The 19,502-nt window shown below is 72.1% G+C and carries 21 protein-coding genes; 3 read left to right on the top strand and 18 right to left on the bottom strand.

Annotated elements, in window-relative coordinates; all coding sequences use genetic code 11:
- Positions 1–5 precede the first annotated feature (5 nt).
- Positions 6–641, top strand: coding sequence for a TIGR03085 family metal-binding protein (locus LRP67_RS11915; protein WP_231270384.1), 636 nt, complete (start codon positions 6–8; stop codon positions 639–641).
- A 94-nt stretch (positions 642–735) separates the two neighbouring features.
- Here the strand turns inward: LRP67_RS11915 and hisF are convergent, their stop codons facing one another.
- The 7 genes from hisF to hisD are packed head-to-tail and all read right to left on the bottom strand — an operon-like array spanning position 736 to position 6,223.
- Positions 736–1,497, bottom strand: coding sequence for an imidazole glycerol phosphate synthase subunit HisF (gene hisF / locus LRP67_RS11910; RefSeq protein WP_231270383.1), 762 nt, complete (start codon positions 1,495–1,497; stop codon positions 736–738).
- Entirely contained in the window at positions 1,494–2,228 is a 735-nt protein-coding gene (priA, locus tag LRP67_RS11905; RefSeq protein WP_231270382.1) for a bifunctional 1-(5-phosphoribosyl)-5-((5-phosphoribosylamino)methylideneamino)imidazole-4-carboxamide isomerase/phosphoribosylanthranilate isomerase PriA, read from the bottom strand. Before priA ends, hisF begins: the two co-directional genes overlap by 4 nt.
- 11 nt (positions 2,229–2,239) lie before the next feature.
- Positions 2,240–2,569, bottom strand: coding sequence for a hypothetical protein (locus tag LRP67_RS11900; protein WP_231270381.1), 330 nt, complete (start codon positions 2,567–2,569; stop codon positions 2,240–2,242).
- Positions 2,570–2,587: 18 nt separating this feature from the next.
- On the bottom strand, positions 2,588–3,223 hold the full coding sequence (gene hisH / locus LRP67_RS11895; protein WP_231270436.1) for an imidazole glycerol phosphate synthase subunit HisH: 636 nt from the start codon (positions 3,221–3,223) through the stop codon (positions 2,588–2,590).
- Positions 3,220–3,828, bottom strand: a complete 609-nt coding sequence (gene hisB / locus LRP67_RS11890) for an imidazoleglycerol-phosphate dehydratase HisB (RefSeq protein WP_231270380.1) — start codon at positions 3,826–3,828, stop codon at positions 3,220–3,222. The genes hisH and hisB overlap by 4 nt, the downstream gene beginning before the upstream one ends.
- Positions 3,825–4,916, bottom strand: coding sequence for a histidinol-phosphate transaminase (locus tag LRP67_RS11885; protein WP_231270379.1), 1,092 nt, complete (start codon positions 4,914–4,916; stop codon positions 3,825–3,827). The genes hisB and LRP67_RS11885 overlap by 4 nt, the downstream gene beginning before the upstream one ends.
- 2 nt (positions 4,917–4,918) lie before the next feature.
- Positions 4,919–6,223 (bottom strand): histidinol dehydrogenase, encoded by a 1,305-nt coding sequence (gene hisD, locus LRP67_RS11880; protein WP_231270378.1) that lies wholly within the window; start codon positions 6,221–6,223, stop codon positions 4,919–4,921.
- Between the two features lie 119 nt (positions 6,224–6,342).
- Here hisD and LRP67_RS11875 point away from each other — a divergent pair, with 119 nt between their 5' ends.
- Both LRP67_RS11875 and ybaK read left to right on the top strand, forming a co-directional pair.
- Positions 6,343–7,008 (top strand): LON peptidase substrate-binding domain-containing protein, encoded by a 666-nt coding sequence (locus tag LRP67_RS11875; protein WP_231270377.1) that lies wholly within the window; start codon positions 6,343–6,345, stop codon positions 7,006–7,008.
- 166 nt (positions 7,009–7,174) lie between these two features.
- A complete protein-coding gene (ybaK, locus tag LRP67_RS11870) occupies positions 7,175–7,669 on the top strand; it encodes a Cys-tRNA(Pro) deacylase (RefSeq protein ID WP_231270376.1) in 495 nt (164 codons plus the stop codon).
- Between the two features lie 5 nt (positions 7,670–7,674).
- Here ybaK and LRP67_RS11865 read toward each other — a convergent pair whose 3' ends face one another.
- The 11 genes from LRP67_RS11865 to LRP67_RS11815 form a co-directional block, all read right to left on the bottom strand.
- A complete protein-coding gene (locus tag LRP67_RS11865) occupies positions 7,675–9,558 on the bottom strand; it encodes a DUF3352 domain-containing protein (protein ID WP_231270375.1) in 1,884 nt (627 codons plus the stop codon).
- 169 nt (positions 9,559–9,727) lie between these two features.
- Complete coding sequence (locus tag LRP67_RS11860; RefSeq protein ID WP_231270374.1) at positions 9,728–10,261, bottom strand: hypothetical protein; 534 nt, start codon at positions 10,259–10,261, stop codon at positions 9,728–9,730.
- Positions 10,258–13,806 (bottom strand): DNA polymerase III subunit alpha, encoded by a 3,549-nt coding sequence (gene dnaE / locus LRP67_RS11855; protein WP_231270373.1) that lies wholly within the window; start codon positions 13,804–13,806, stop codon positions 10,258–10,260. The genes LRP67_RS11860 and dnaE overlap by 4 nt, the downstream gene beginning before the upstream one ends.
- A 164-nt stretch (positions 13,807–13,970) precedes the next feature.
- Complete coding sequence (locus LRP67_RS11850) at positions 13,971–14,831, bottom strand: SMR family transporter (RefSeq protein WP_231270372.1); 861 nt, start codon at positions 14,829–14,831, stop codon at positions 13,971–13,973.
- A complete protein-coding gene (locus LRP67_RS11845; protein ID WP_231270371.1) occupies positions 14,828–15,391 on the bottom strand; it encodes a GNAT family N-acetyltransferase in 564 nt (187 codons plus the stop codon). Before LRP67_RS11845 ends, LRP67_RS11850 begins: the two co-directional genes overlap by 4 nt.
- Positions 15,381–16,316, bottom strand: a complete 936-nt coding sequence (locus LRP67_RS11840; protein WP_308189737.1) for an RluA family pseudouridine synthase — start codon at positions 16,314–16,316, stop codon at positions 15,381–15,383. The genes LRP67_RS11845 and LRP67_RS11840 overlap by 11 nt, the downstream gene beginning before the upstream one ends.
- The gene (locus LRP67_RS11835) at positions 16,313–16,906 is read right to left on the bottom strand and encodes a signal peptidase II (RefSeq protein ID WP_231270370.1); all 594 of its coding nucleotides are present in this window, start codon (positions 16,904–16,906) and stop codon (positions 16,313–16,315) included. Before LRP67_RS11835 ends, LRP67_RS11840 begins: the two co-directional genes overlap by 4 nt.
- The gene (locus tag LRP67_RS11830) at positions 16,879–17,676 is read right to left on the bottom strand and encodes a TraR/DksA C4-type zinc finger protein (protein WP_231270369.1); all 798 of its coding nucleotides are present in this window, start codon (positions 17,674–17,676) and stop codon (positions 16,879–16,881) included. Before LRP67_RS11830 ends, LRP67_RS11835 begins: the two co-directional genes overlap by 28 nt.
- Before the next feature lie 157 nt (positions 17,677–17,833).
- Positions 17,834–18,595 (bottom strand): DivIVA domain-containing protein, encoded by a 762-nt coding sequence (locus LRP67_RS11825; RefSeq protein ID WP_231270368.1) that lies wholly within the window; start codon positions 18,593–18,595, stop codon positions 17,834–17,836.
- A gap of 83 nt (positions 18,596–18,678) precedes the next feature.
- On the bottom strand, positions 18,679–18,975 hold the full coding sequence (locus LRP67_RS11820; protein ID WP_231270367.1) for a YggT family protein: 297 nt from the start codon (positions 18,973–18,975) through the stop codon (positions 18,679–18,681).
- A gap of 6 nt (positions 18,976–18,981) precedes the next feature.
- The gene (locus LRP67_RS11815) at positions 18,982–19,488 is read right to left on the bottom strand and encodes a cell division protein SepF (RefSeq protein WP_231270366.1); all 507 of its coding nucleotides are present in this window, start codon (positions 19,486–19,488) and stop codon (positions 18,982–18,984) included.
- Between the last annotated feature and the right edge of the window lie 14 nt (positions 19,489–19,502).

Genomic DNA, 19,502 nt, shown 5'->3' with positions numbered 1-19,502 from the left:
GCCCCATGCCCACCCCCTCCTTCGCCCGGCGCGAGCGCCACGACCTCTGCGACCTCGCGCTGGTGCTCGGCGCCGACGCGCCGACTCTCTGCGCGGGATGGACGGCGAGGGAGCTGGTCGCGCACCTGCTGGTGCGCGAGACCCGGCCCCTCGGTGCCGCGGGCCTGGTGGTGCCCGCGCTGTCCGGGCTCACCGACCGGGCCATGGCACGCATGGGGCGCCAGGACTTCGCGGTCCTGGTCGAGCGGCTGCGCGACCCCGGCCTCACGCCGTACGCGCTGCCGCCGGTGGAGCGGGTGGCCAACACGATGGAGTACTTCGTGCACCACGAGGACCTGCGCCGCGGGCAGCCCGGCTGGGAGCCCCGAGCGCTGTCGCCCGAGGACGAGGAGCGCATCTGGCGAGCGGTGCGCCTGGCCGGCCGCGTGCTGGTCCGTCCCGCCGGGGTGCCCGTCCGCGTCCGGCGCACCGGGAGCGACGAGGCGCTCACCCTGCGCGGCGGAGACGACCCGGTGACGGTGACGGGTCCGACCAGCGAGGTGGCGCTGTTCCTCTTCGGCCGCGGCGCGGTGCGCGACCTGACCTTCGACGGCCCACCCGAGCGGGTCGACCTGCTGCGCGGCGCGGACCTGGGCCTCTAGGGGCCGGCCTCGCCGACGAAGCGCACGACGCGGGTCTGAAGTGGAGGGTCGACACCGCGCCGCGCACGATGGTCGTCAGAGAGTGTGTGACGGGTCAGCGGGTGAGGTGGCCGGCGTCGGCCAGGGCGGCCTTGACGTCGGCGATGCGCAGGGTGCCGAAGTGGAAGACGGTGGCCGCCAGGACCGCGTCGGCGCCGGCGTCGACGGCCGGGGGGAAGTGCTCGGTCGCGCCCGCGCCGCCGGAGGCGATGACAGGGATGGTGACCTCACGGCGTACGGCGCGGATCAGCTCGAGGTCGAAGCCGTCCTGGGTGCCGTCGGCGTCCATGGCGTTGAGCAGGATCTCCCCCGCGCCCAGCTCGGCCGCGCGGACCGCCCAGGCCACCGCGTCCAGGCCGGCCGACTTCCGGCCGCCGTGGGTGGTGACCTCGAAGCCGGAGTCGGTGCGCGCCGCCCGGCGGGCGTCGACGGAGAGCACCAGCACCTGGTTGCCGTAGCGGTCGGCCACCTCGGCCACGAGCTCCGGGCGGTGGATGGCGGCGGTGTTCATCGCGACCTTGTCGGCTCCCGCCCGCAGCAGCCGGTCGACGTCCTCCACCGAGGACACGCCGCCGCCGACGGTCAGCGGGATGAAGACCTGCTCGGCGGTGCGCGAGACGATCTCCATCGTGGTCGCCCGTCCCTCGTGGGAGGCCGAGATGTCGAGGAAGGTCAGCTCGTCGGCGCCCTCGGCGTCGTACACCTTCGCGAGCTCGACGGGGTCGCCGGCGTCGCGCAGCTGCTGGAAGTTGATGCCCTTGACCACCCGTCCGCCGTCGACGTCCAGGCACGGGATCACACGTACGGCGAGGCTCACGCCCGGGCGCCCTTCGTCAGGGCGAGCGCGTCCTCGAGGGTGAAGCGGCCCTCGTAGAGCGCGGTACCGGCGATCGCGCCCTCGACGCCGCTGTCGACCAGGCCCATCAGCGCCTCGATGTCGGCCAGCGTCGACACCCCGCCGGAGGCGATGACCGGCCGGTCGGTGCGGGCGCAGACGTCCTCGAGCAGCTGCAGGTTGGGCCCGGCGAGCATGCCGTCCTTGTTGACGTCGGTGACGACGTAGCGCGCGCAGCCCTCGGCGTCGAGGCGCGCCAGCGTCTCGTAGAGGTCGCCGCCGTCCTTGGTCCAGCCGCGGGCCGCCAGGGTGGTGCCGCGCACGTCGAGGCCGATCGCGATCCGGTCGCCGTGCTCGGCGATGATCCGCGCGCACCACTCGGGCTGCTCCAGCGCGGCCGTGCCGATGTTGACCCGGCGGCAGCCGGTGGCCAGCGCCGCCTCGAGCGACTCGTCGTCGCGGATGCCGCCGCTCATCTCGACCTGGATGTCGAGCGCGCCCACGATCTCGGCCTGGAGCTCGCGGTTGTGGCCGCGCCCGAACGCCGCGTCCAGGTCGACCAGGTGCAGCCACTCGGCGCCGGCCTCCTGCCAGCGGCGGGCTGCGGCCACCGGGTCGCCGTACACGCGCTCGGAGCCGGCCACGCCCTGGGCGAGCTGGACGGCGCGGCCCTCGGTGATGTCGACGGCGGGAAGGAGCTGGAGGTAGGACATGGGATCTCTCTCTAGGTGCGACGGAAGAGCAGCGTGTGCAGGACGGGGGCGGCGAGCACGCTCACGATGATCACGAGCAGCCGCGCCGCCCAGTGCTCGAGGAACGCGAACGACACGACGTTGACCAGCACCACCAGGGCGAGCGTGGCCAGGGTCTGGTTGCGCCGCCGACGAGCCAGTACGCCGGTCGCCTGCGGGCGGGGCCGCGGCAGCACCGAGGCGACCCGCCGCCGGCGGGCGGCACGGCGCTCCGCGCGCTCCTCGGTCGCGGCCCGCGCGGCGGCGCGGACGGCCGCCTCGCGCTCGCGCTCCTCGCGGCGGCGGGCGCGTTCCCGGCTCACCGTGGGCTCATCGGAGGCTCACAAGGAGCCCACCCAGTTGCGCAGGAGCGCGGCGCCGGCGTCGCCGGACTTCTCGGGGTGGAACTGGGTGGCGGTGAGCGGGCCGTTCTCGACGGCGGCCACGAATCGGTCGCCGCCGTGCTCGGCCCAGGTCACCAGGGGCGCGCGGGTGCGGTCGTTGGTGCGCAGAGCCCACTCGCGCACGCCGTAGGAGTGCACGAAGTAGAAGCGCTCGTCCTCGATGCCGGAGAACAGCGTCGAGCCCTCGGCGACGTCGACGGTGTTCCAGCCCATGTGCGGCACGACCGGAGCCTGCAGGCGCTCGACCACGCCGGGCCACTCCTCACAGCCCGCGGTCTCGACGCCGTGCTCGACGCCGCGCGCGAAGAGGATCTGCATGCCGACGCAGATGCCCAGCACCGGCCGGCCGCCGGCCAGACGGCGCCCGATCATCCGCTCGCCCTTGACCTCGCGCAACCCGGCCATGCAGGAGGCGAACGCGCCGACTCCGGGCACCACGAGCCCGTCGGCCTCCAGTGCGCGGTCGAAGTCCCCGGTCAGCTCCACCCGCGCGCCGGCGCGCTCGAGGGCGCGCACGGCCGAGCGGAGGTTGCCCGACCCGTAGTCGAGGACGACGACGTCGTGGGTGCTCAGAGCGCCCCCTTGGTCGAGGGGACTCCGGTCTCGCGCGGGTCGAGCGCGATCGCGTCGCGCAGCGCCCGGGCGAACGCCTTGAACTGGGTCTCCACGATGTGGTGCGGCTCGCGGCCGGCCAGCACCCGCACGTGCAGCGCGAAGTGGGCGTGGAACGCGATCGACTCGAAGACGTGCTGGGTCAGGGAGCCCAGGTAGGCGGGGGTGCTGCCGCCGAGCTGGACGTACTGCTGACCCTCCGGCTCGCCGGTGTGGACGCAGTAGGGCCGTCCGGACACGTCGACGACGGCCTGCACCAGCGCCTCGTCGAGCGGGACGGTGGCGTCGCCGAAGCGACGGATGCCCACCTTGTCCCCCAGCGCCTGACGCAGCGCCTGGCCGAGCGCGATCGCGGTGTCCTCGGTGGTGTGGTGCGCGTCGATCCAGTGGTCGCCCTCGGAGTGCACCGTGAGGTCGATCAGGCTGTGCCGCGAGAGCGCAGTGAGCATGTGGTCGTAGAAGCCGATGCCGGTGGAGATGTCGTGCCGGCCGGTGCCGTCGAGGTCGACCTCGACGAGCACCTTCGACTCGCTCGTCTGGCGTTCGATGCGTGCGGTCCTGCTCATCTCTGCTCCTCCGTGACCTCGGTCAAGGCCTGCTTGAACGTCTTCATCTCGTCGGCGGTGCCGATCGACACCCGCAGCCAGCCCTCCGGGCCGACCTCGCGGATCAGCACCCCCCGGTCCAGGAGGCCCTGCCACACAGCATGCCGGTCCGCGAAGGTCCCGAACAATGCGAAGTTGGCGTCGCTGTCGGCGACCCGGTGTCCCTGCTCGCGCAGCCAGGTCACGGTCGCGTCCCGCTCGGCGCGCAGCTCGTCGACCTTCCCGAGCAGCTCGGGGGCATGCCGCAGAGCGGCGAGCGCGGCCGCCTGGGTGAGCGCGGAGAGGTGGTACGGCAGCCGGACCAGTCGGAGCGCGTCGCAGATCGCCGGGTCGGCGGCCAGGTAGCCCAGCCGCAGGCCGGCCGCCGCGAAGGCCTTGCTCATGGTGCGGGTGACGACCAGGTTGCGGTGGGTCGGCAGCAGCTCCAGCGCGCTCGGCACGCCGGTGCGGCGGAACTCGCCGTACGCCTCGTCGACGACGACCAAGCCCTCCCCCGCCGCCGCACACAGGGCTCCGACGGCCTCCGGCGGCAGCGCGGTACCGGTCGGGTTGTTCGGGCTCGGCAGCAGCACGACCGCGGGCCGCCGCTCGCGGATCAGCGCGGCCGCGGCGTCGAGGTCGATCGAGAAGTCGTCCTCGCGCCGGGCCTGCACCCACGCGGTGCTGGAGTCGCGGGCGTACTCGGGATACATCGAGTACGTCGGCGCGAAGCTCATCGCGCTGCGGCCCGGGCCACCGAAGGCCTGCAGCAGCTGCAGCATCACCTCGTTGGAGCCGTTGGCCGCCCACACCTGCTCCGCGACGATGCCGTGCGGCGTGTCCCGGGAGAGGTAGGCCGCCAGAGCGCCGCGGAGCTCGACGAACTCGCGCTCGGGGTAGCGGTTGAGCGTGGCCGCGGCGTGCGCGACCGCAGTCGCGATGTCGGCCACACAGGCCGGCGAGGGCCCGTAGGGGTTCTCGTTGACGTTGAGCTGGACCGGGACGTCCAGCTGGGGGGCACCGTACGGCTCGAGGCCGCGCAGCTCCTCCCGCAGCGGCGGAAAGGTCATGGCTACTGCCCGAACCGCACGCGGACCGCGGCGCCGTGGCCCGGCAGGTCCTCCGCCTCCGCGAGGGTGACGACGTGACCGGCCACCTCGGCGAGCGCGTCGCGGCTGTAGTCGACGACGTGCACCGACTTGGTGAACGCCCGCACCGAGAGCCCCGAGGAGTGGCACGAGCAGCCGCCGGTGGGCAGCACGTGGTTGGAGCCGGCGCAGTAGTCACCCAGCGACACCGGTGCGTGCGGGCCGACGAAGATCGCGCCGGCGTTCTGCACCCGGGCGGCGTAGGACGCTGCGTCTGCGGTCTGGATCTCCAGGTGCTCGGCGCCGTAGGCGTTGACCACGTCGAGACCCTGCTCGAGGTCGTCGACCAGGACCGTCGCCGACTGGGCGCCGCCCAGGGCGGTGCGGATGCGCTCGGTGTGCTTGGTCGCGAAGACCTGCTTCTCGAGCTCGGCGTCGACGTCGTCGGCGAGTCGCTCGGACGTGGTGACCAGGACGGCGGCGGCGAGCGGGTCGTGCTCGGCCTGGCTCACCAGGTCGGCCGCCACGAACGCCGCCTCGGCGGTGTCGTCGGCCAGGATGGCGATCTCGGTCGGGCCGGCCTCGGAGTCGATGCCGACCTGGCCCTTGAGCAGCCGCTTGGCGGTGACCGTCCAGATGCTGCCGGGGCCGGTGACCAGATCGACGCGGGCGCACGGGCCGACCCCGTAGGCGAACATCGCGATCGCCTGGGCGCCACCGACGGCGTACACCTCGTGGACGCCGAGCAGCTCGCAGGCGGCCAGGATCGTCGGGTGCGGCAGGCCGCCGAAGTCCTTCTGGGGCGTCGAGCTGAGCGCGATCGATCGGACGCCCGCGACCTGGGCGGGCACCACGTTCATGAGCACGCTCGAGACCAGGGGCGCGAGGCCGCCGGGCACGTAGAGGCCGACCCGGCCGACCGGCACCTTGCGGTGGGTCACGCGGGCTCCCTCGCCCAGGTCGGTAGCCACGTCGTGCTCCAGCTCGGCCTCGCACGTCGCCCGCAGCCGGCGCACCGACTCCTCGAGCCCGGCCCGGATGTCGGGGTCGAGCGCGGCGAGGGCGTCGGTGAGCGCCTGGCGCGGCACCCGGATGTCGTCCTGGGTCACGCCGTCGTACTGCTGCGACATCTCGAGGATCGCCTCGACCCCGCGGACGCGGACCGCCTCGCAGATGTCATGCACGGCGGGGATCGCTGCCTCGACGTCGAAGTCCGCGCGCGGCACGGCGGCGCGGTAGTCCACGGGGCCGGCGTCGGCCGCCCCGCGCAGGTCGATGCGGCGGATCATGGGTCGATTCTACGAAGGACGCGACGCCGACCCCACATCGACGGCCCACCGTGGACAGCACGCGGCACACCCGGCGAGGACGTCGTCGGGACGGCCGGGACACCCGTTACGGTGGCGTGGTGACCGACACGCTGCCGATGTTCCCCCTGAACGCGGTCCTGTTCCCCGGGGTCAGCGTGCCGCTGCGGGTGTTCGAGGACCGCTACCGCGCGCTCGTCCACCACCTGCTGCGGGTCTCCGACCCGGCCGACCGGGTGTTCGGCTCCGTGGGCATCCGCGAGGGCTACGAGGTCGGCGACCACGGCGCCCAGTCGCTCTACCGGGTCGGCTGCCGGGTGCACCTCAGCGAGGTCGAGAGCAACGACGACGGCAGCTTCGACATCGTCGCGGTGGGGCTGGACCGGATCAAGCTGGACCGCCTCGACACGACCGGGCTGTTCCCCGTCGGCCACGTGGTCGACCTCCCCGAGCCCGACGCCGGCGTCGACGAGGCCGTGCTGGAGCGGGCCCGGGCCACGTTCACGGCCTACCGCACGGCCCTGGCCGACATCCGCGCCGACCCCTACGAGGGCAGCCTGCCCCGCGACCCGGGCTACCTGTCGTGGACTCTCGCGGCGTGCGCTCCCCTGCCGATGCCGGAGCGCCAATCGCTGCTGGAGGCCGACGACGCCACGGAGCGCCTCCTCCTGGTCACCGACCTCCTGCGCGCCGAGCTGCGCGCCATGAACGTCATCCCGTCCCTGCCCGCCACCGAGGTCGCCAGAACCCGGTGGTCGCCGAACTAGGCACGGTGCGAGGCACGAGCACAGTCCCGTGTGAGGGGAGATCGAGCAAGCCCTCCGGCTGAGCTCGCGAAGCCGGAACGGGCGCGTCGAGATCCAGTGAGAGGCGCGGAGCACCGACCACACCATCTCGACGCGGGCTCGCCGCCCGACCCACGAGAATGGCGACATGGCCAAGAAGAGCCCCGGCGGCACCCGGGCGACCGTCGCGCTGAGCGACGCCGGCGTCGAGTTCACGCTGCACGCCTACGACCACGACCCGCGCGCGGAGTCCTTCGGGCTCGAGGCCGCCGAGGCGTTGGGGCTGGCACCGGAGCGGGTGCTCAAGACGCTGATCGCCAGCGTGGACGGACGGCTCACGGTGGCGGTCGTGCCGGTCTCGGGCCAGCTCGACCTCAAGGCGCTGGCCCGCGTCGTCGGGGGAAGCAGGGCGCAGCTGGCCGACCGCGGCGACGCGGAGCGCGCCACCGGGTACGTCGCCGGCGGGATGTCCCCGCTCGGGCAGCGACGCCGGCTCGCCACCGTGGTCGACGAGTCGGCGCTGGCTCACCCGACGGTCTACGTCTCCGCCGGCCGGCGGGGGCTCGACCTCGAGCTCGCCCCCGCCGACCTGGTGCGACTGACCGACGCGTCGACCGCCCGGATCGGACGCCCCGCCGGCTGACCCGGTCAGTTGGTGGTCAGGCGGAACACCGAGTGGTCGACGTCGTCCTCCTGCCAGACGCTGATCCCCAGGCCCTCGAGGGGCTCGAGGTTGGCGACGAGCTCGTCCTCGTCGCCCATGCCGTTGACCGCGTTGACCAGCCAGCCGTCGCCGGCGTCGAAGTTGACGAACACGACCGACCCTGACTTGTCCGCCTCGCGGACGACGTCCTGGAAGGTGTCGGTGTCGCCGAGCCCGCCCTCGTCGAGCATCCGGGCGCGGTAGTCGGCGCTGGGCCCGAGGACGAGGTACTCCTCGTTGCTGTCGGTCTCGAGCACCTCGCCGGCCTCCGGCTCGCTGCTGGACAGCGAGGCCGTGAGGTCGTTCAGCACGCCCTCGATCGCCTCGGGGTCGCCCTTGATCTTGATGCCCACCGGCAGGTCGCTGGCGTCGCCGGAATCGAAGAGGGCCTCGAGGTCGACGTCACTGCCGATCGCGACCGTGGCCGACTCGCCGGCGAGCGTCTCGGCGTCCTCGGGCAGCGTCAGCCCGGTCTCCTGTTCGGCCTGCTCGATCAGCTGCTCCAGGTCCAGCTCCTCGCCGGCGTACCGAGCGAGGTACTCGATCAGCTCGTCGGCCCAGCCCTCCTCGAAGCCGACGCCGAACGCGGCGGCGGTGTCCTCGGGCAGGCTCGAGATCGCGACGCCGCCCTGGTCGCTGCCGTAGAGCGCGTCAATGCCGAGGAACCCGGTGTCGGTGGCGGACTCGATCTCCAGCGAGCCGTCGTCGAACCGCACGGTCAGCGCCGCGCCCTCGAACTCCTCGAACATCGCCTGCAGCTCGTCGGTCGCCTCGTCGGTCGCCTCGGGCTGCAGGGCGTCCTCGCACTCGGAGTCGGTGTCGTAGTCGTAGTCGTCGTAGTCGGGCAGGTCGGTCGAGCTCGGGTCGTAGGGCTCGACCGGCTGGATGGGGCTCGCCTCACAGGCCACCGAAGCGCCGAGCGCGCCGAGCCCGTTCGCGGAGTCGGCGAGCACCTTGCCGGCCTCCGGAGCGGCGTACGCCGTCAGGATGCCCGGGTCACCGGCCTCGCCGGTCCAGCGCTGGAAGTCCTCGTCGTCGGCCAGGCTGCTCTCGGCGGCGTCGTCGGCGACCTGCTCGGCGATCTCGGTCGTCTCCGCGACGACGGCCCAGTCGCCGTCGATGGACCAGCCGCCGATCTGCTCGGTCTCCTCGCCCTCCTCGGAGGAGCCCTCGGCACTGTCGCCCGTGGCGCAGTCACGGAGCTTGGCGAGCCCGTCCTCGGCGGCGTCGGGGTCGTTGACCTGCACCACCAGGACCGGGGTGGGGGTGGCCTCGTCGTCGTCGCCCTTGCCGGTGTCGACGGCGGCGATCGCCACGCGGTCGCCGAGCCAGGGCTCGATGTCCTCGCCGTAGTCGATGTCGGGGCAGACCTCGTCGTCCTGCATCTGCTCGAAGAGCTTCTTGCGCAGGTCGTCGTCGGTGTCGAGACCGACCGTGTCCTTGAACGCGGGGAACTTGCGCAGCGTGCGCATGGCCTCGATCTTCTGCCCACCACTCGGGTCCAGGTCGATGCTGACGTAGCCGATCGTGCCCGCGGGGAGCGCCTCGGCGGGCTGTGCGCCGGTGCTGAAGAACGACAGGGCGGCCCAGGCGCCCACGCCCACCGCGCCGAGGGCGACGACGCCGACCCCGCCGAGGATGTACTTCTTCCTGCTGCCACCCGACCGGGGCTGCGGCGGCAGCGGGTAGCCGCCACCGGCCTCGAGGTACTCGGGGGGCGGCGGCGGCCCGGCCGGCGGGCCGCTGGGCGGTCCGGCCGGTGGCCCGCTGGGCTGGCCGGCGGGCGGGGTGTAGGGCGGGGGCGGGGGCGAGTACGGCGGGGGCTGCATGCTCGGGGGCTGTCCCCACGGGGGGCCGGACGGCGGGCCGGCGGGCGGAAGGTTGTCGGACACGGGGACCCCCAGGGTGGAATCGGACAGGCAGTGGGCACGCGGCGAGGGCCCGAACGGGCCCCCCGGCCGTGTGGTTCGGCGGGAGCCTACCCTCGGCGCCGGCCGCTCAACCGCGCTCGCCGCGGCGTTTCGGCAGGCCCACGTAGATGACCACCAGGGCAGCCAGGGATGCCAGCGGCAGGACCAGGAACGGGCTGGAGCCAGACACCTCGATGCGCGAGGGGACCCGGTCGCCGTCGGCGGCCGTGCGCGCCACCTCCTCGGGGTCGGCCGGGCTCAGGGCCAGCCCGACGCGCCACATCAGGTACGTCGCCAGCACCGCGCCCGCGAGGACCGCGACCAGCGTCGCGAGCTCGGAGCGGTCGATCAGCCAGGCGCAGGCCGCGCCGAGGACCAGCCCCACGACCGCCGACACCAGCACGAACCAGCCGGTGCTGGTGAACTCGCCGCGCAGCCCGGCCGAGTCGCGGTACCACGTGCCGTCGTAGACGACGCCGCTCACCGGGTCCCAGAGCCGGAACCAGACCCACCCGGCCACGGCGCCCACGACGGCGTACAGCACCACCACCAGGCCGACCTGCCGGGCGACCGGTCGCCAGGCGGCACGGTCGTGACCGGCCGGGGCGGGCGGGTGGCTCACCCCGCGAGGCATCCGGGCCCGAGCAGCTGCTTGAGGTCGGCGAAGAGCGCCGGGCTCGGGGAGACCCGGTGGTGGTCGCCGATGCGCATCACCAGCGTCTTCTCGCGCATCAGCACCTTCAGGTGGACCTCGGTGACCCCGGGGTGGGTGCGAAGCACGTCCTTGAGCCGGTCGACGGTGTCGCCGTTGACCCGGGTCTGCGGCAGCTTGATCACGACCGGGCCCGAGGGGCCGTCGGACAGGTCCGGGACGCTCACCTCCTGCCCGTGCAGCTCGGGCTGGTCCTTGCTGCGGCTGAGCCGGCCCTTGACCGTGAGGATGGCGTCCTCGACGAGGTAGGGGCTGGCGAGCTGGTAGGAGCTGGGGAACAGCAGCACGTCGATCGCGCCCTCGAGGTCCTCCAGGCTGACCATCGCCCAGGCGTCGCCGCGCTTGGTGATCTTGCGCTGCACGGAGGTGACCAGGCCGCTCACGGTGACCGTGGACCCGTCGGCTCGGTCCTCGTCGAGGACCAGTTGGCCGATCGTGCAGTCGGTGCCGTTGGAGAGCACGTGCTCGAGGCCGAGCAGCGGGTGGTCGGAGACGTAGAGCCCGAGCATGTCGCGCTCGTGGCCGAGCAGGGTCGTCTTGTCCCACTCGTCGATGTCCGGGATCGCGACCGTCATCGCGAAGCCTCCCCCGACCTCGTCCTCCATGCCGCCGAAGAGCGAGTCCTGGCCGATCGCCTCGTTCTTCTTGATGTCGATGTACTGGTCGATCGCGTTCTCGTGGATCGCGACCAGGGCGCGCCGGCGGTGCTTGAGCTCGTCGAAGGCGCCGGCCTTGATCAGCGACTCGATCACCCGCTTGTTGCACACGACCGCCGGCACCTTGCTCAAGAAGTCGTCGAAGGACTCGTAGCGCCCGTGCTCGGCGCGGGCGGCGACGATCCCGTCGACGACGTTGGCGCCGACGTTGCGGATGGCGGTCAGGCCGAACCGGATGTCGTGACCGACAGGCGTGAAGTCGCTCGCGGACTCGTTGACGTCGGGCGGCAGCACCTGGATCTTCATCCGGCGGCACTCGTTGAGGTAGATCGCCGACTTGTCCTTGTCGTCCTTGGTGGACGTGAGCAGCGCCGCCATGTACTCGGCGGGGTAGTTGGCCTTCAGGTAGGCCGTCCAGTAGGACACCAGCCCGTAGGCCGCCGAGTGCGCCTTGTTGAAGGCGTAGTCGGAGAACGGCAGCAGGGTGTCCCACAGGGCCTTGATGGCGTGGGCCGAGAATCCCCGCTCCTGCATGCCGGCGGAGAAGCCGGCGAACTGCTTGTCCAGTTCCTCCTTCTTCTTCTTGCCCATCGCGCGGCGCAGGATGTCGGCCTGTCCCAGCGTGTAGCCCGCGAGCTGCTGGGCGATCGCCATGACCTGCTCCTGGTACACGATCAGGCCGTAGGTCTCACCGAGGATGTCCTGGAGCGCCTCGGCCAGCTCGGGGTGCAGCGGGTCGACGGGCTCGCGACCGGTCTTGCGACGGGCGTACTTGTTGTGCGAGTCGGCACCCATGGGGCCGGGGCGGTAGAGCGCGCCCACGGCCGAGATGTCCTCGAAGCTGTCGGGCTTCATCGAGCGCAGCAGCGCCCGCATCGGCCCGCCGTCGAGCTGGAAGACCCCGAGCGTGTCGCCGCGCTGGAGCAGGCCGTAGGTCGCCTCGTCGGTCAGCGGGAGGTCCTCGAGCACGACCCTCTCGCCGCGGTTGGCCTGGATGTTCTTGATGGCGTCGTCGAGGACCGTGAGGTTGCGCAGCCCCAGGAAGTCCATCTTGATCAGCCCGAGCGCCTCGCACGTCGGGTAGTCGAACTGGGTGATCATCGCCCCGTCGGCGGGGCGCTTGAGCATCGGGATGATGTCGATCAGCGGCTCGCTGGACATGATCACGCCGGCGGCGTGGACGCCCCACTGGCGCTTGAGCCCCTCGATCCCGATCGCGGTGTCGACGACCTTCTTCACGTCGGGGTCACCGTCGTAGAGGCTGCGGAACTCCCCTCCCTCGCCGTAGCGCTTGTGGGCGGGGTCGAAGATCTCCTTGAGCGGCACGTCCTTGCCCATCACCGAGGCCGGCATGGCCTTGGTGATGCGGTCGCCCATGGCGAAGGGGTAGCCGAGGATCCGGCTGGAGTCCTTGACCGCCTGCTTGGCCTTGATCGTGCCGTAGGTGACGATCATCGAGACCCGGTCGTCGCCGTACTTGTCGGAGACGTAGCGGATGACCTCGCCGCGCCGGCGCTCGTCGAAGTCGATGTCGAAGTCGGGCATGGAGACCCGGTCGGGGTTGAGGAAGCGCTCGAAGATCAGGCCGTGCTCAAGGGGGTCCAGGTCGGTGATGCGCATCGCGTAGGCGACCATCGAGCCGGCGCCGGAGCCACGGCCCGGCCCGACCCGGATGCCGTTGTCCTTGGCCCAGTTGATGAAGTCGGCGACCACGAGGAAGTAGCCCGGGAAGCCCATCTGGGTGATGACGCCGACCTCGAAGTCGGCCTGCTTGCGGACCTTGTCGGGGATGCCGCCGGGGTAGCGGAAGCGCAGCCCCTTCTCGACCTCCTTGACCAGCCAGGAGTCCTCGTTCTCCCCCGGCGGGCAGGGGAAGCGCGGCATGAAGGTGCCGTTGCCCTCGGTGAACTGCACGTCGCAGCGCTCCGCGATGAGCAGGGTGTTGTCGCAGGCCTCGGGGAAGTCGCGCCAGGTGTCGCGCATCTCGGCGGCGGACTTGAGGTAGTAGCCGTCCCCGCTGAATGCGAACCGCTGGCCCGGGCCGTCACCGGCCGGGATGTCCATCGTCGAGCCGGAGTTGATGCAGAGCAGGTGCTCCTGGCTCTTGGCGTCCTCCCGCATCACGTAGTGGGAGTCGTTGGTGGCCAACAGCGGGATCGAGAGATCCTTGGCGAGGCGCAGCAGGCCGTCCTTGACCCGAGTCTCGATGTCGAGCCCGTGGTCCATCAGCTCGAGGAAGTAGTTCTCGCGTCCCAGGATGTCCTGGAACTCCCCGGCGACGGTGCGGGCGGCGTCGTAATTGCCGTGGCGCAGGTGGACCTGGACCTCTCCCGAGGGGCAGCCGGTGGTGCCGATGATGCCCTTGCCGTGCTGCGAGAGCAGCTCGCGGTCCATGCGCGGGTGCTTGAAGAAGCCGTCGCGCCAGGCGCCGGTCGAGAGCCGGAACAGGTTGTGCATGCCCTCGGTCGACTCCGAGAGCAGCGTCATGTGCGTGTAGGCGCCGCGGGCAGAGACGTCGTCGGGTCCGCCGCCGTAGAAGTTGACGCCCTTGCGCTCGAAGCGCGAGATGTTGGGGGTGAAGTAGGCCTCGATGCCGATGATCGGCTTGACGCCGGCCTTCTTCGCCTTGGAGTAGAACTCGTAGGCGCCGAACACGTTGCCGTGGTCGGTCATCGCCACGGCCGGCATCCCGAGCTCCGCCGCCCGCTCCGTCAGCGCACCCAGCCGTGCCGCCCCGTCGAGCATGGAGTACTCGGTGTGGACGTGGAGGTGGACGAAGGAGTCGGAGCCGGTGGTCATGGTCTGCGGGGCGCTCCTCGCCGGTCGAGATCGGGCATGCGACAGCGGCCTCGGCATCCCGGCACCATCGCTGGCACCAGGCTCCGGTCGTCTCGCTGGGGGAAGACCGTCAGCCTACGCGAACCGCTTCGAGCATGGTGGCACCCCGCACCGACATCGCGGGCTCAGCCGAGCACCAGCGCCGCGACCCCGGCGGTGACCACCACGGCACCCACCAGTCGGCGTGCGCCGTGGGCCTCGCCGAGCCACCACCAGGCCAGCAGGCTGCCGATGACGATGCTGGTGCTGCGCAGCGGCGCGACCACCGAGACCGGGGCCATCGTCAGCGCCACGAGCACCAGGACGTAGGCCAGCGGCGACAGCACGGCCACCGCTGCGCCCGTGCGCCAGTGCCGCCGGGCGACCTCGCCGGCCAGGCGCAGCCGGGCGCCGCTCGAGAGCGTGAGCACCGCGCACATCCACACCCCGCCGACGGCGTAGTACAGGACCGGGTCCACGCCGAGCCCGGCGACGGCGTGCGCGTCCCAGAGCGTGTAGGTGGCGATCGCGCAGGCGATCAGGACGCCCCACCGCACGCCGGCCGCCCGCCTCGCCTGCAGGTGGGCCGGCGCCGCGCCGGTCGAGACCACGCCCACGCCCGCGGTGATCAGGGCTATCCCGACCCACCCGACCGGGCTCAGCCGCTCCTGCAGCACCAGGACGGCGAAGGCCGAGGCCAGCACTGGGCCGAGCCCACGCGCCACCGGGTAGGTGACGTTGAGGTCGCTGCGCGAGTACGCCGCCTGCAGCGACACCGCGTAGGCGGTGTGGAAGACGGCGCTCAGCGCGCTCGCGGCGACCAGGGTCCACGAGAGGTCCGCGCCGCGGGCCAGCGCCACGGCGGCGGCCGGGGCCAGGGCCACCAGCGAGAACATCGAGTAGACCCACACGAACACCCGGGCGTCCTCGGCGTGCGCCCGGCTCGCGAGCAGGTTCCACGCCGCGTGCGCGACGGAGCCGAGCAGCGTCAGGACGACCGCCGTCAACACGGGCCCGTGGCGGCTCGCAGCGCCCGGGCCAGCGCGGCACGGCGCGCGAGCAGGCCCTCCAGCTGCTCCTCGACCTCGTCGGCGAGGCCGCGGAGGAAGGCCACCGGGTCCTCACCCGGCCAGGCCAGCCGCAGGTCGGGGGCCTTCTCCTCGTTGGCCGAGCCGTCCGTGCGCTCCAGCTCCACGAGCCCGTGGCGGGCGTAGAACGCCCGCGCCGGGGCGTTGGACTCGAAGACCCACAGGCAGAAGCCTGCGGGCCGGCGCGACTTCACCAGGTCGAGCAGCGCCGAGCCGACGCCGCGGCGCGCGTCGCCCGGCGCGACGTACAGGTCGTCCAGCCAGGCGTCGCTCAGCCGTGCGTAGCCGGCGACCCGACCGGCGTACTCGGCGACCCAGACCTCGTCGGTGGTGAGGCGTGCGGAGAGCCAGGCCCGGACCTCGCTCTCCGGATGCACCGAGGGCGGCATCGGCGCCGAGGCGCGGGCCTCGAGCTGCACCAGGGCCAGAGCGGCCGCGTCGCTCGCGTCGCCCGGTCGCAGGACCAGCTCAGTCGGCATTCCGGATGACCTCGAGCGCGCGCGAGAGGTCGTCGGGATAGGTGGACTCGTACGCCACGTAGGCGCCGCTGTCGGGGTGCTCGAAGCCCAGTCGCACGGCGTGCAGCCACTGACGCTCGAGGCCGACCCGACGCGACAGCGAGGGGTCGGCGCCGTAGGTGATGTCGCCGACGCAGGGGTGCTTCAGCGCCGCCATGTGCACCCGGATCTGGTGCGTGCGGCCGGTCTCGAGGTGCACCTCGAGCAGGCTGGCGAAGCGGTGCGCCTCGAGCGTCGAATAGTGGGTGACACTGGCTCGGCCGTCGGCCATGACGGCGAACTTGTAGTCGGCCTTGGGGTGCCGGCCGATCGGGGCGTCGATCGTGCCCTCGTGCGGGTCGGGGTGGCCCTGGACGAGCGCGTGGTAGGTCTTGTCGACGGTGCGCCGGCGGAACGCGTTCTTGAGCAGCGAGTACGCGTGCTCGGACTTGGTGATGACCATGACTCCCGACGTCCCCACATCCAGACGCTGCACGATCCCCTGGCGCTCGGGCGCACCGCTGGTCGCGATCCGGAACCCGGCGCCGGCCAGGTGCCCGACGACCGTCGGGCCGGACCAGCCCGGGGAGGGGTGGACCGCGACGCCCACGGGCTTGTCGATCACGACGATGGAGTCGTCGTCGTGGATGATCTTGATGCCCTCGACGATCTCGGGCACGACCGCGAGGGCGTCGCGCTCGTGCGGGATCGTCACGTCCAGCAGCGCGCCGGGCAGCACCCGGTCGCTCTTGGCCACCAGGCCCCCGTCGACGGTGACCAGGCCCTGCGAGATGAGGTCGGCGGCGCGGGTGCGCGACAGCCCGAACATCTGCGCGATCGCGGCGTCCACACGCTCACCGGCCAGCCCGTCGGGAACCTGCAGGCTGCGGTGATCGGTCTGGCTCACTCGGTGGGCTCCTGGGTTTCGGGGTCGTCGTGCTCTCGGGACTCGCGGGTGCCGTCGACGCGCACCCCGCGGAACGCCTGGATGAGGATCACCCCGGCGGCGACGTTGATGCACATGTCGGCGATGTTGAAGACCGGCCAGTTGGGCAGCATCAGGAAGTCGATGACGTGTCCGCGCAGCGGGCCCGGCTCGCGCAGCAGGCGGTCGGTCAGGTTGCCGGCGACCCCGGCCAGGAGCAGCCCCAGGCCGAACGCCCAGCCGGCGCTGCCGAGGCGGCGGCTGAGCCAGAGCACGATGCCGACCGCCGCGATCGCGATGCAGCTGAGCACCTCGGTGAACTCGGTGCCGGTGCTGAACGCCGCTCCGGGGTTGCGGGTCAGGTGCAGGACCAGGAGGTCACCGACGACCGGGATGTCCTCACGGCCGGTGAGCCGGTCCACGGCCACGATCTTGCTGACGACGTCGATGGCATAGAACACCAGGGCGACGGCGGCGAACCGGGCCCAGAGGCGCCGTCGACGCCGGGGGTCCTGGTGGGCTGGCTGGGACGTGGTGTCGTCGCTCAGCGACGTTCCTCGCGCTGCTTGCATGGCATGCACAGTGTCGCACGGGGGAATGCCATGAGACGCATCTTGCCGATGGGGCTCCCACACGACTCGCAGACGCCGTAGGTGCCGTCGTCGATGCGCCCCACGGCTCGCTCGATCTGCGCGAGCTTGTCGCGCTCGTTGTTGAGCACGGTGAGCTCGTGGTCGCGCTCGAAGCTGGTCGCGCCCATGTCGGCCTGGTCCTGGCCGGCGCCGTCACCGGCGTTGCGCAGCAGGTCGGAGAGCTCCTCCTCCTGGGTCGCGACGATCGCGGTGCTGTGGGTGCGCTGGGCATGCAGCTCGTCGAGCACCTCCTTCAGCTCCGCCTTGGTCCAGGCGCCCTCGCCCTCCTTGACCACCAGGGCGGCGGCCCTCTTGGCGGGCGCGGCCTTCTTCGCGGCGGGCGCGGCCTTCTTCGCGGGTACCGTCTTCTTCGCGGCGGGCGCGGCCTTCTTCGCGGGCGCCGTCTTCTTCGCGGCGGGCGCGGCCTTCTTCGCGGGCGCCATCTTCTTCGCGGCGGGCGCGGCCTTCTTCGCGGCGGGCGCGGCCTTCTTCGCGGCGGGCGCGGCCTTCTTCGCCGGCGCCGCCTTCTTCGCGGCGGGCGCGGCCTTCTTCGCCGGCGCCGTCTTCTTCGCGGCGGGCGCCGCCTTCTTCGCCGGCGCCGCCTTCTTCGCGGGGGGCGCGGTGGCGGCCTTGGCGGGCCGCCGCGAGATCACTTTGCGGGCCGCCGAAGCGGCCTGCCCGGCCAGGGACTTCCTGGTGCTGCGAGCCATGGGATGCCGCCTCCTCTGACCGGTACGCCGTGATCTACGCCACGGGCTGCACGGAGGGTAGCCGCTGCGTGCAGGCCGCTCAAACCGCCCCGCCGCAAATGCGAGAGAACGGCCGGCCCCCCGGGGGCCGGCCGTTCTCGTCACGCTGGGAGGAGCCTCAGCCCTCGTCCTCGCCCAGGATCGAGCGCAGGCGCTTGGGGGCCGGCGGCTGGTCGCCCGAGGGGGCGGCCGAGTCGGAGCCGCCCTGGAGCGCCTCGAGCTGCTGGGTGAAGTAGCTCTTGAGCCGCGAGCGGTACTCGCGCTCGAAGGAGCGCAGGTTCTCCACGTCCAGGCTGAGCTTGTCGCGCTCCTTCTCGAGGTCGCCGAAGAGCTGCTGGCGGCGCTCCGCGGTCTCGGCGTCGAGCATCTGCGAGCGGGTGCGGGCGTCGGCCTCGAGGCGGTCGGCCTTGCTCTTCGACTCGTGCTCGAGGCGCTCGGCCTTGGTGCGAGCCTCGCCGACGATCTTGTCGGCCTGGTTCTTGGCGTCCTCGACGAGCTCGTCGGCGTTGCGCGTGGCGATCTCCAGCAGCCGGGCGGCGGCGTTGGAGGCCTGCGGGACGGTCTCGATCCGGATGGTCTCCGGGGCGGGAGCCGCGGCGGCCGGTGCGGGAGCCGGCGCCTCGCGGACGGGCTCGGGCTCGGGCGCCTTCTCGACCACGACCGGCTGCGGAGCGGTCTCGGCCGGAGCCGAGGCACCGCTCGACGACCCGCTCTGGGCCGAGGCGAGCTTGGCGCGCAGGTCGTCGTTCTCCTTGGTGAGACGCGCGAGCTCGGCCTCCACCTCGTCGAGGAACTGGTCGACCTCGCCCATGTCGTAGCCCTCACGGAGCCGGACAGGCGTGAATCGCTTGTTGCTCACGTCCTCAGGCGTCAGCGGCATGACCTCACCCAATTCTTGTTCGGTTCGAGCAGTATGTGTCCGTCGAAACAATAGCGCCTGCGTGGGACTGGTGTGACGTGGCGTCACGGCTGCAGGAACACCACCGCGTTGAGATACCTCAGAAGGTAGGCGCCGATCATCACGATCAGGAAACTGAGGTCGAGCGCGAAGCTCCCGATCCGCAGCGGGGGGATCACCCGACGCAGCGCCTGGATGGGCGGGTCCGTGATGGAGTAGACGACCTCGAGCACCACCAGGACCGGCCCGCGAGGCGACCACGAGCGTGCGAATACCTGCACCCAGTCCACGACGAAGCGGACCCAGAGCATGCCGATGAAGATCCAGAGGACGACATCGATGACCCGTCCGACAGTTTCCACGAATACCTAGCTCTGGTTGAAGAAGCCACCCTCGGCGATCCGCTGCTTGTCCTCGGCGGCGACCGTGACGTTGGGCGGGGAGAGCAGGAACACCTTGCTGGTGACGCGCTCGATGGTGCCACGCGTCGCAAACACGAGCCCGGCGGCGAAGTCCACCAGGCGCTTGGCGTCGGCGTCGTCCATCTCCGAGAGGTTCATGATCACAGGCACGCCCTCGCGGAAGTTCTCCCCGACCGTGCGCGCCTCGTTGTAGGTGCGCGGGTGCAGGGTCGTGATCCGCGACAGCTCGGCCACCACGCCGGAGACGCCCGAGGGGCCGGGCGCGTGACGGCGACGCTCGGAGAGGTCGGCGACGGGGGCGGGACGGGTCTCCTTGAGGCGCTGCGTGCGGGGCGCGGCCGCGACCGGCGCCGTGTGCTGCGTGTCGTAGTCGTCGCCGTCGTACTCGTCGTACCGCCCGGTGTCCTCGAGCAGGCCGAGGTACTCACCGATCCTGCGCATCGCACCGCTCATGACGTTTGCCTCCG

Origin of the sequence: Nocardioides sp. cx-169 (assembly GCF_021083605.1) — a bacterium.
Classification (GTDB): Bacteria; Actinomycetota; Actinomycetes; order Propionibacteriales; family Nocardioidaceae; genus Nocardioides.
This window is presented reverse-complemented; position numbering and strand designations above follow the sequence as displayed.

Excerpts from the sequence above, each read along its gene's own strand:
- LRP67_RS11915 (WP_231270384.1), top strand. The coding sequence starts at position 6 with ATGCCCACCCCCTCCTTCGCCCGGCGCGAGCGCCACGACCTCTGCGAC.
- priA (WP_231270382.1), bottom strand. The coding sequence starts at position 2,228 with ATGTCCTACCTCCAGCTCCTTCCCGCCGTCGACATCACCGAGGGCCGC.
- hisB (WP_231270380.1), bottom strand. The coding sequence starts at position 3,828 with ATGAGCAGGACCGCACGCATCGAACGCCAGACGAGCGAGTCGAAGGTG.
- LRP67_RS11885 (WP_231270379.1), bottom strand. The coding sequence starts at position 4,916 with ATGACCTTTCCGCCGCTGCGGGAGGAGCTGCGCGGCCTCGAGCCGTAC.
- hisD (WP_231270378.1), bottom strand. The coding sequence starts at position 6,223 with ATGATCCGCCGCATCGACCTGCGCGGGGCGGCCGACGCCGGCCCCGTG.
- ybaK (WP_231270376.1), top strand. The coding sequence starts at position 7,175 with ATGGCCAAGAAGAGCCCCGGCGGCACCCGGGCGACCGTCGCGCTGAGC.
- LRP67_RS11865 (WP_231270375.1), bottom strand. The coding sequence starts at position 9,558 with ATGCAGCCCCCGCCGTACTCGCCCCCGCCCCCGCCCTACACCCCGCCC.
- dnaE (WP_231270373.1), bottom strand. The coding sequence starts at position 13,806 with ATGACCACCGGCTCCGACTCCTTCGTCCACCTCCACGTCCACACCGAG.
- LRP67_RS11845 (WP_231270371.1), bottom strand. The coding sequence starts at position 15,391 with ATGCCGACTGAGCTGGTCCTGCGACCGGGCGACGCGAGCGACGCGGCC.
- LRP67_RS11835 (WP_231270370.1), bottom strand. The coding sequence starts at position 16,906 with ATGCAAGCAGCGCGAGGAACGTCGCTGAGCGACGACACCACGTCCCAG.
- LRP67_RS11830 (WP_231270369.1), bottom strand. The coding sequence starts at position 17,676 with ATGGCTCGCAGCACCAGGAAGTCCCTGGCCGGGCAGGCCGCTTCGGCG.
- LRP67_RS11825 (WP_231270368.1), bottom strand. The coding sequence starts at position 18,595 with ATGCCGCTGACGCCTGAGGACGTGAGCAACAAGCGATTCACGCCTGTC.
- LRP67_RS11815 (WP_231270366.1), bottom strand. The coding sequence starts at position 19,488 with ATGAGCGGTGCGATGCGCAGGATCGGTGAGTACCTCGGCCTGCTCGAG.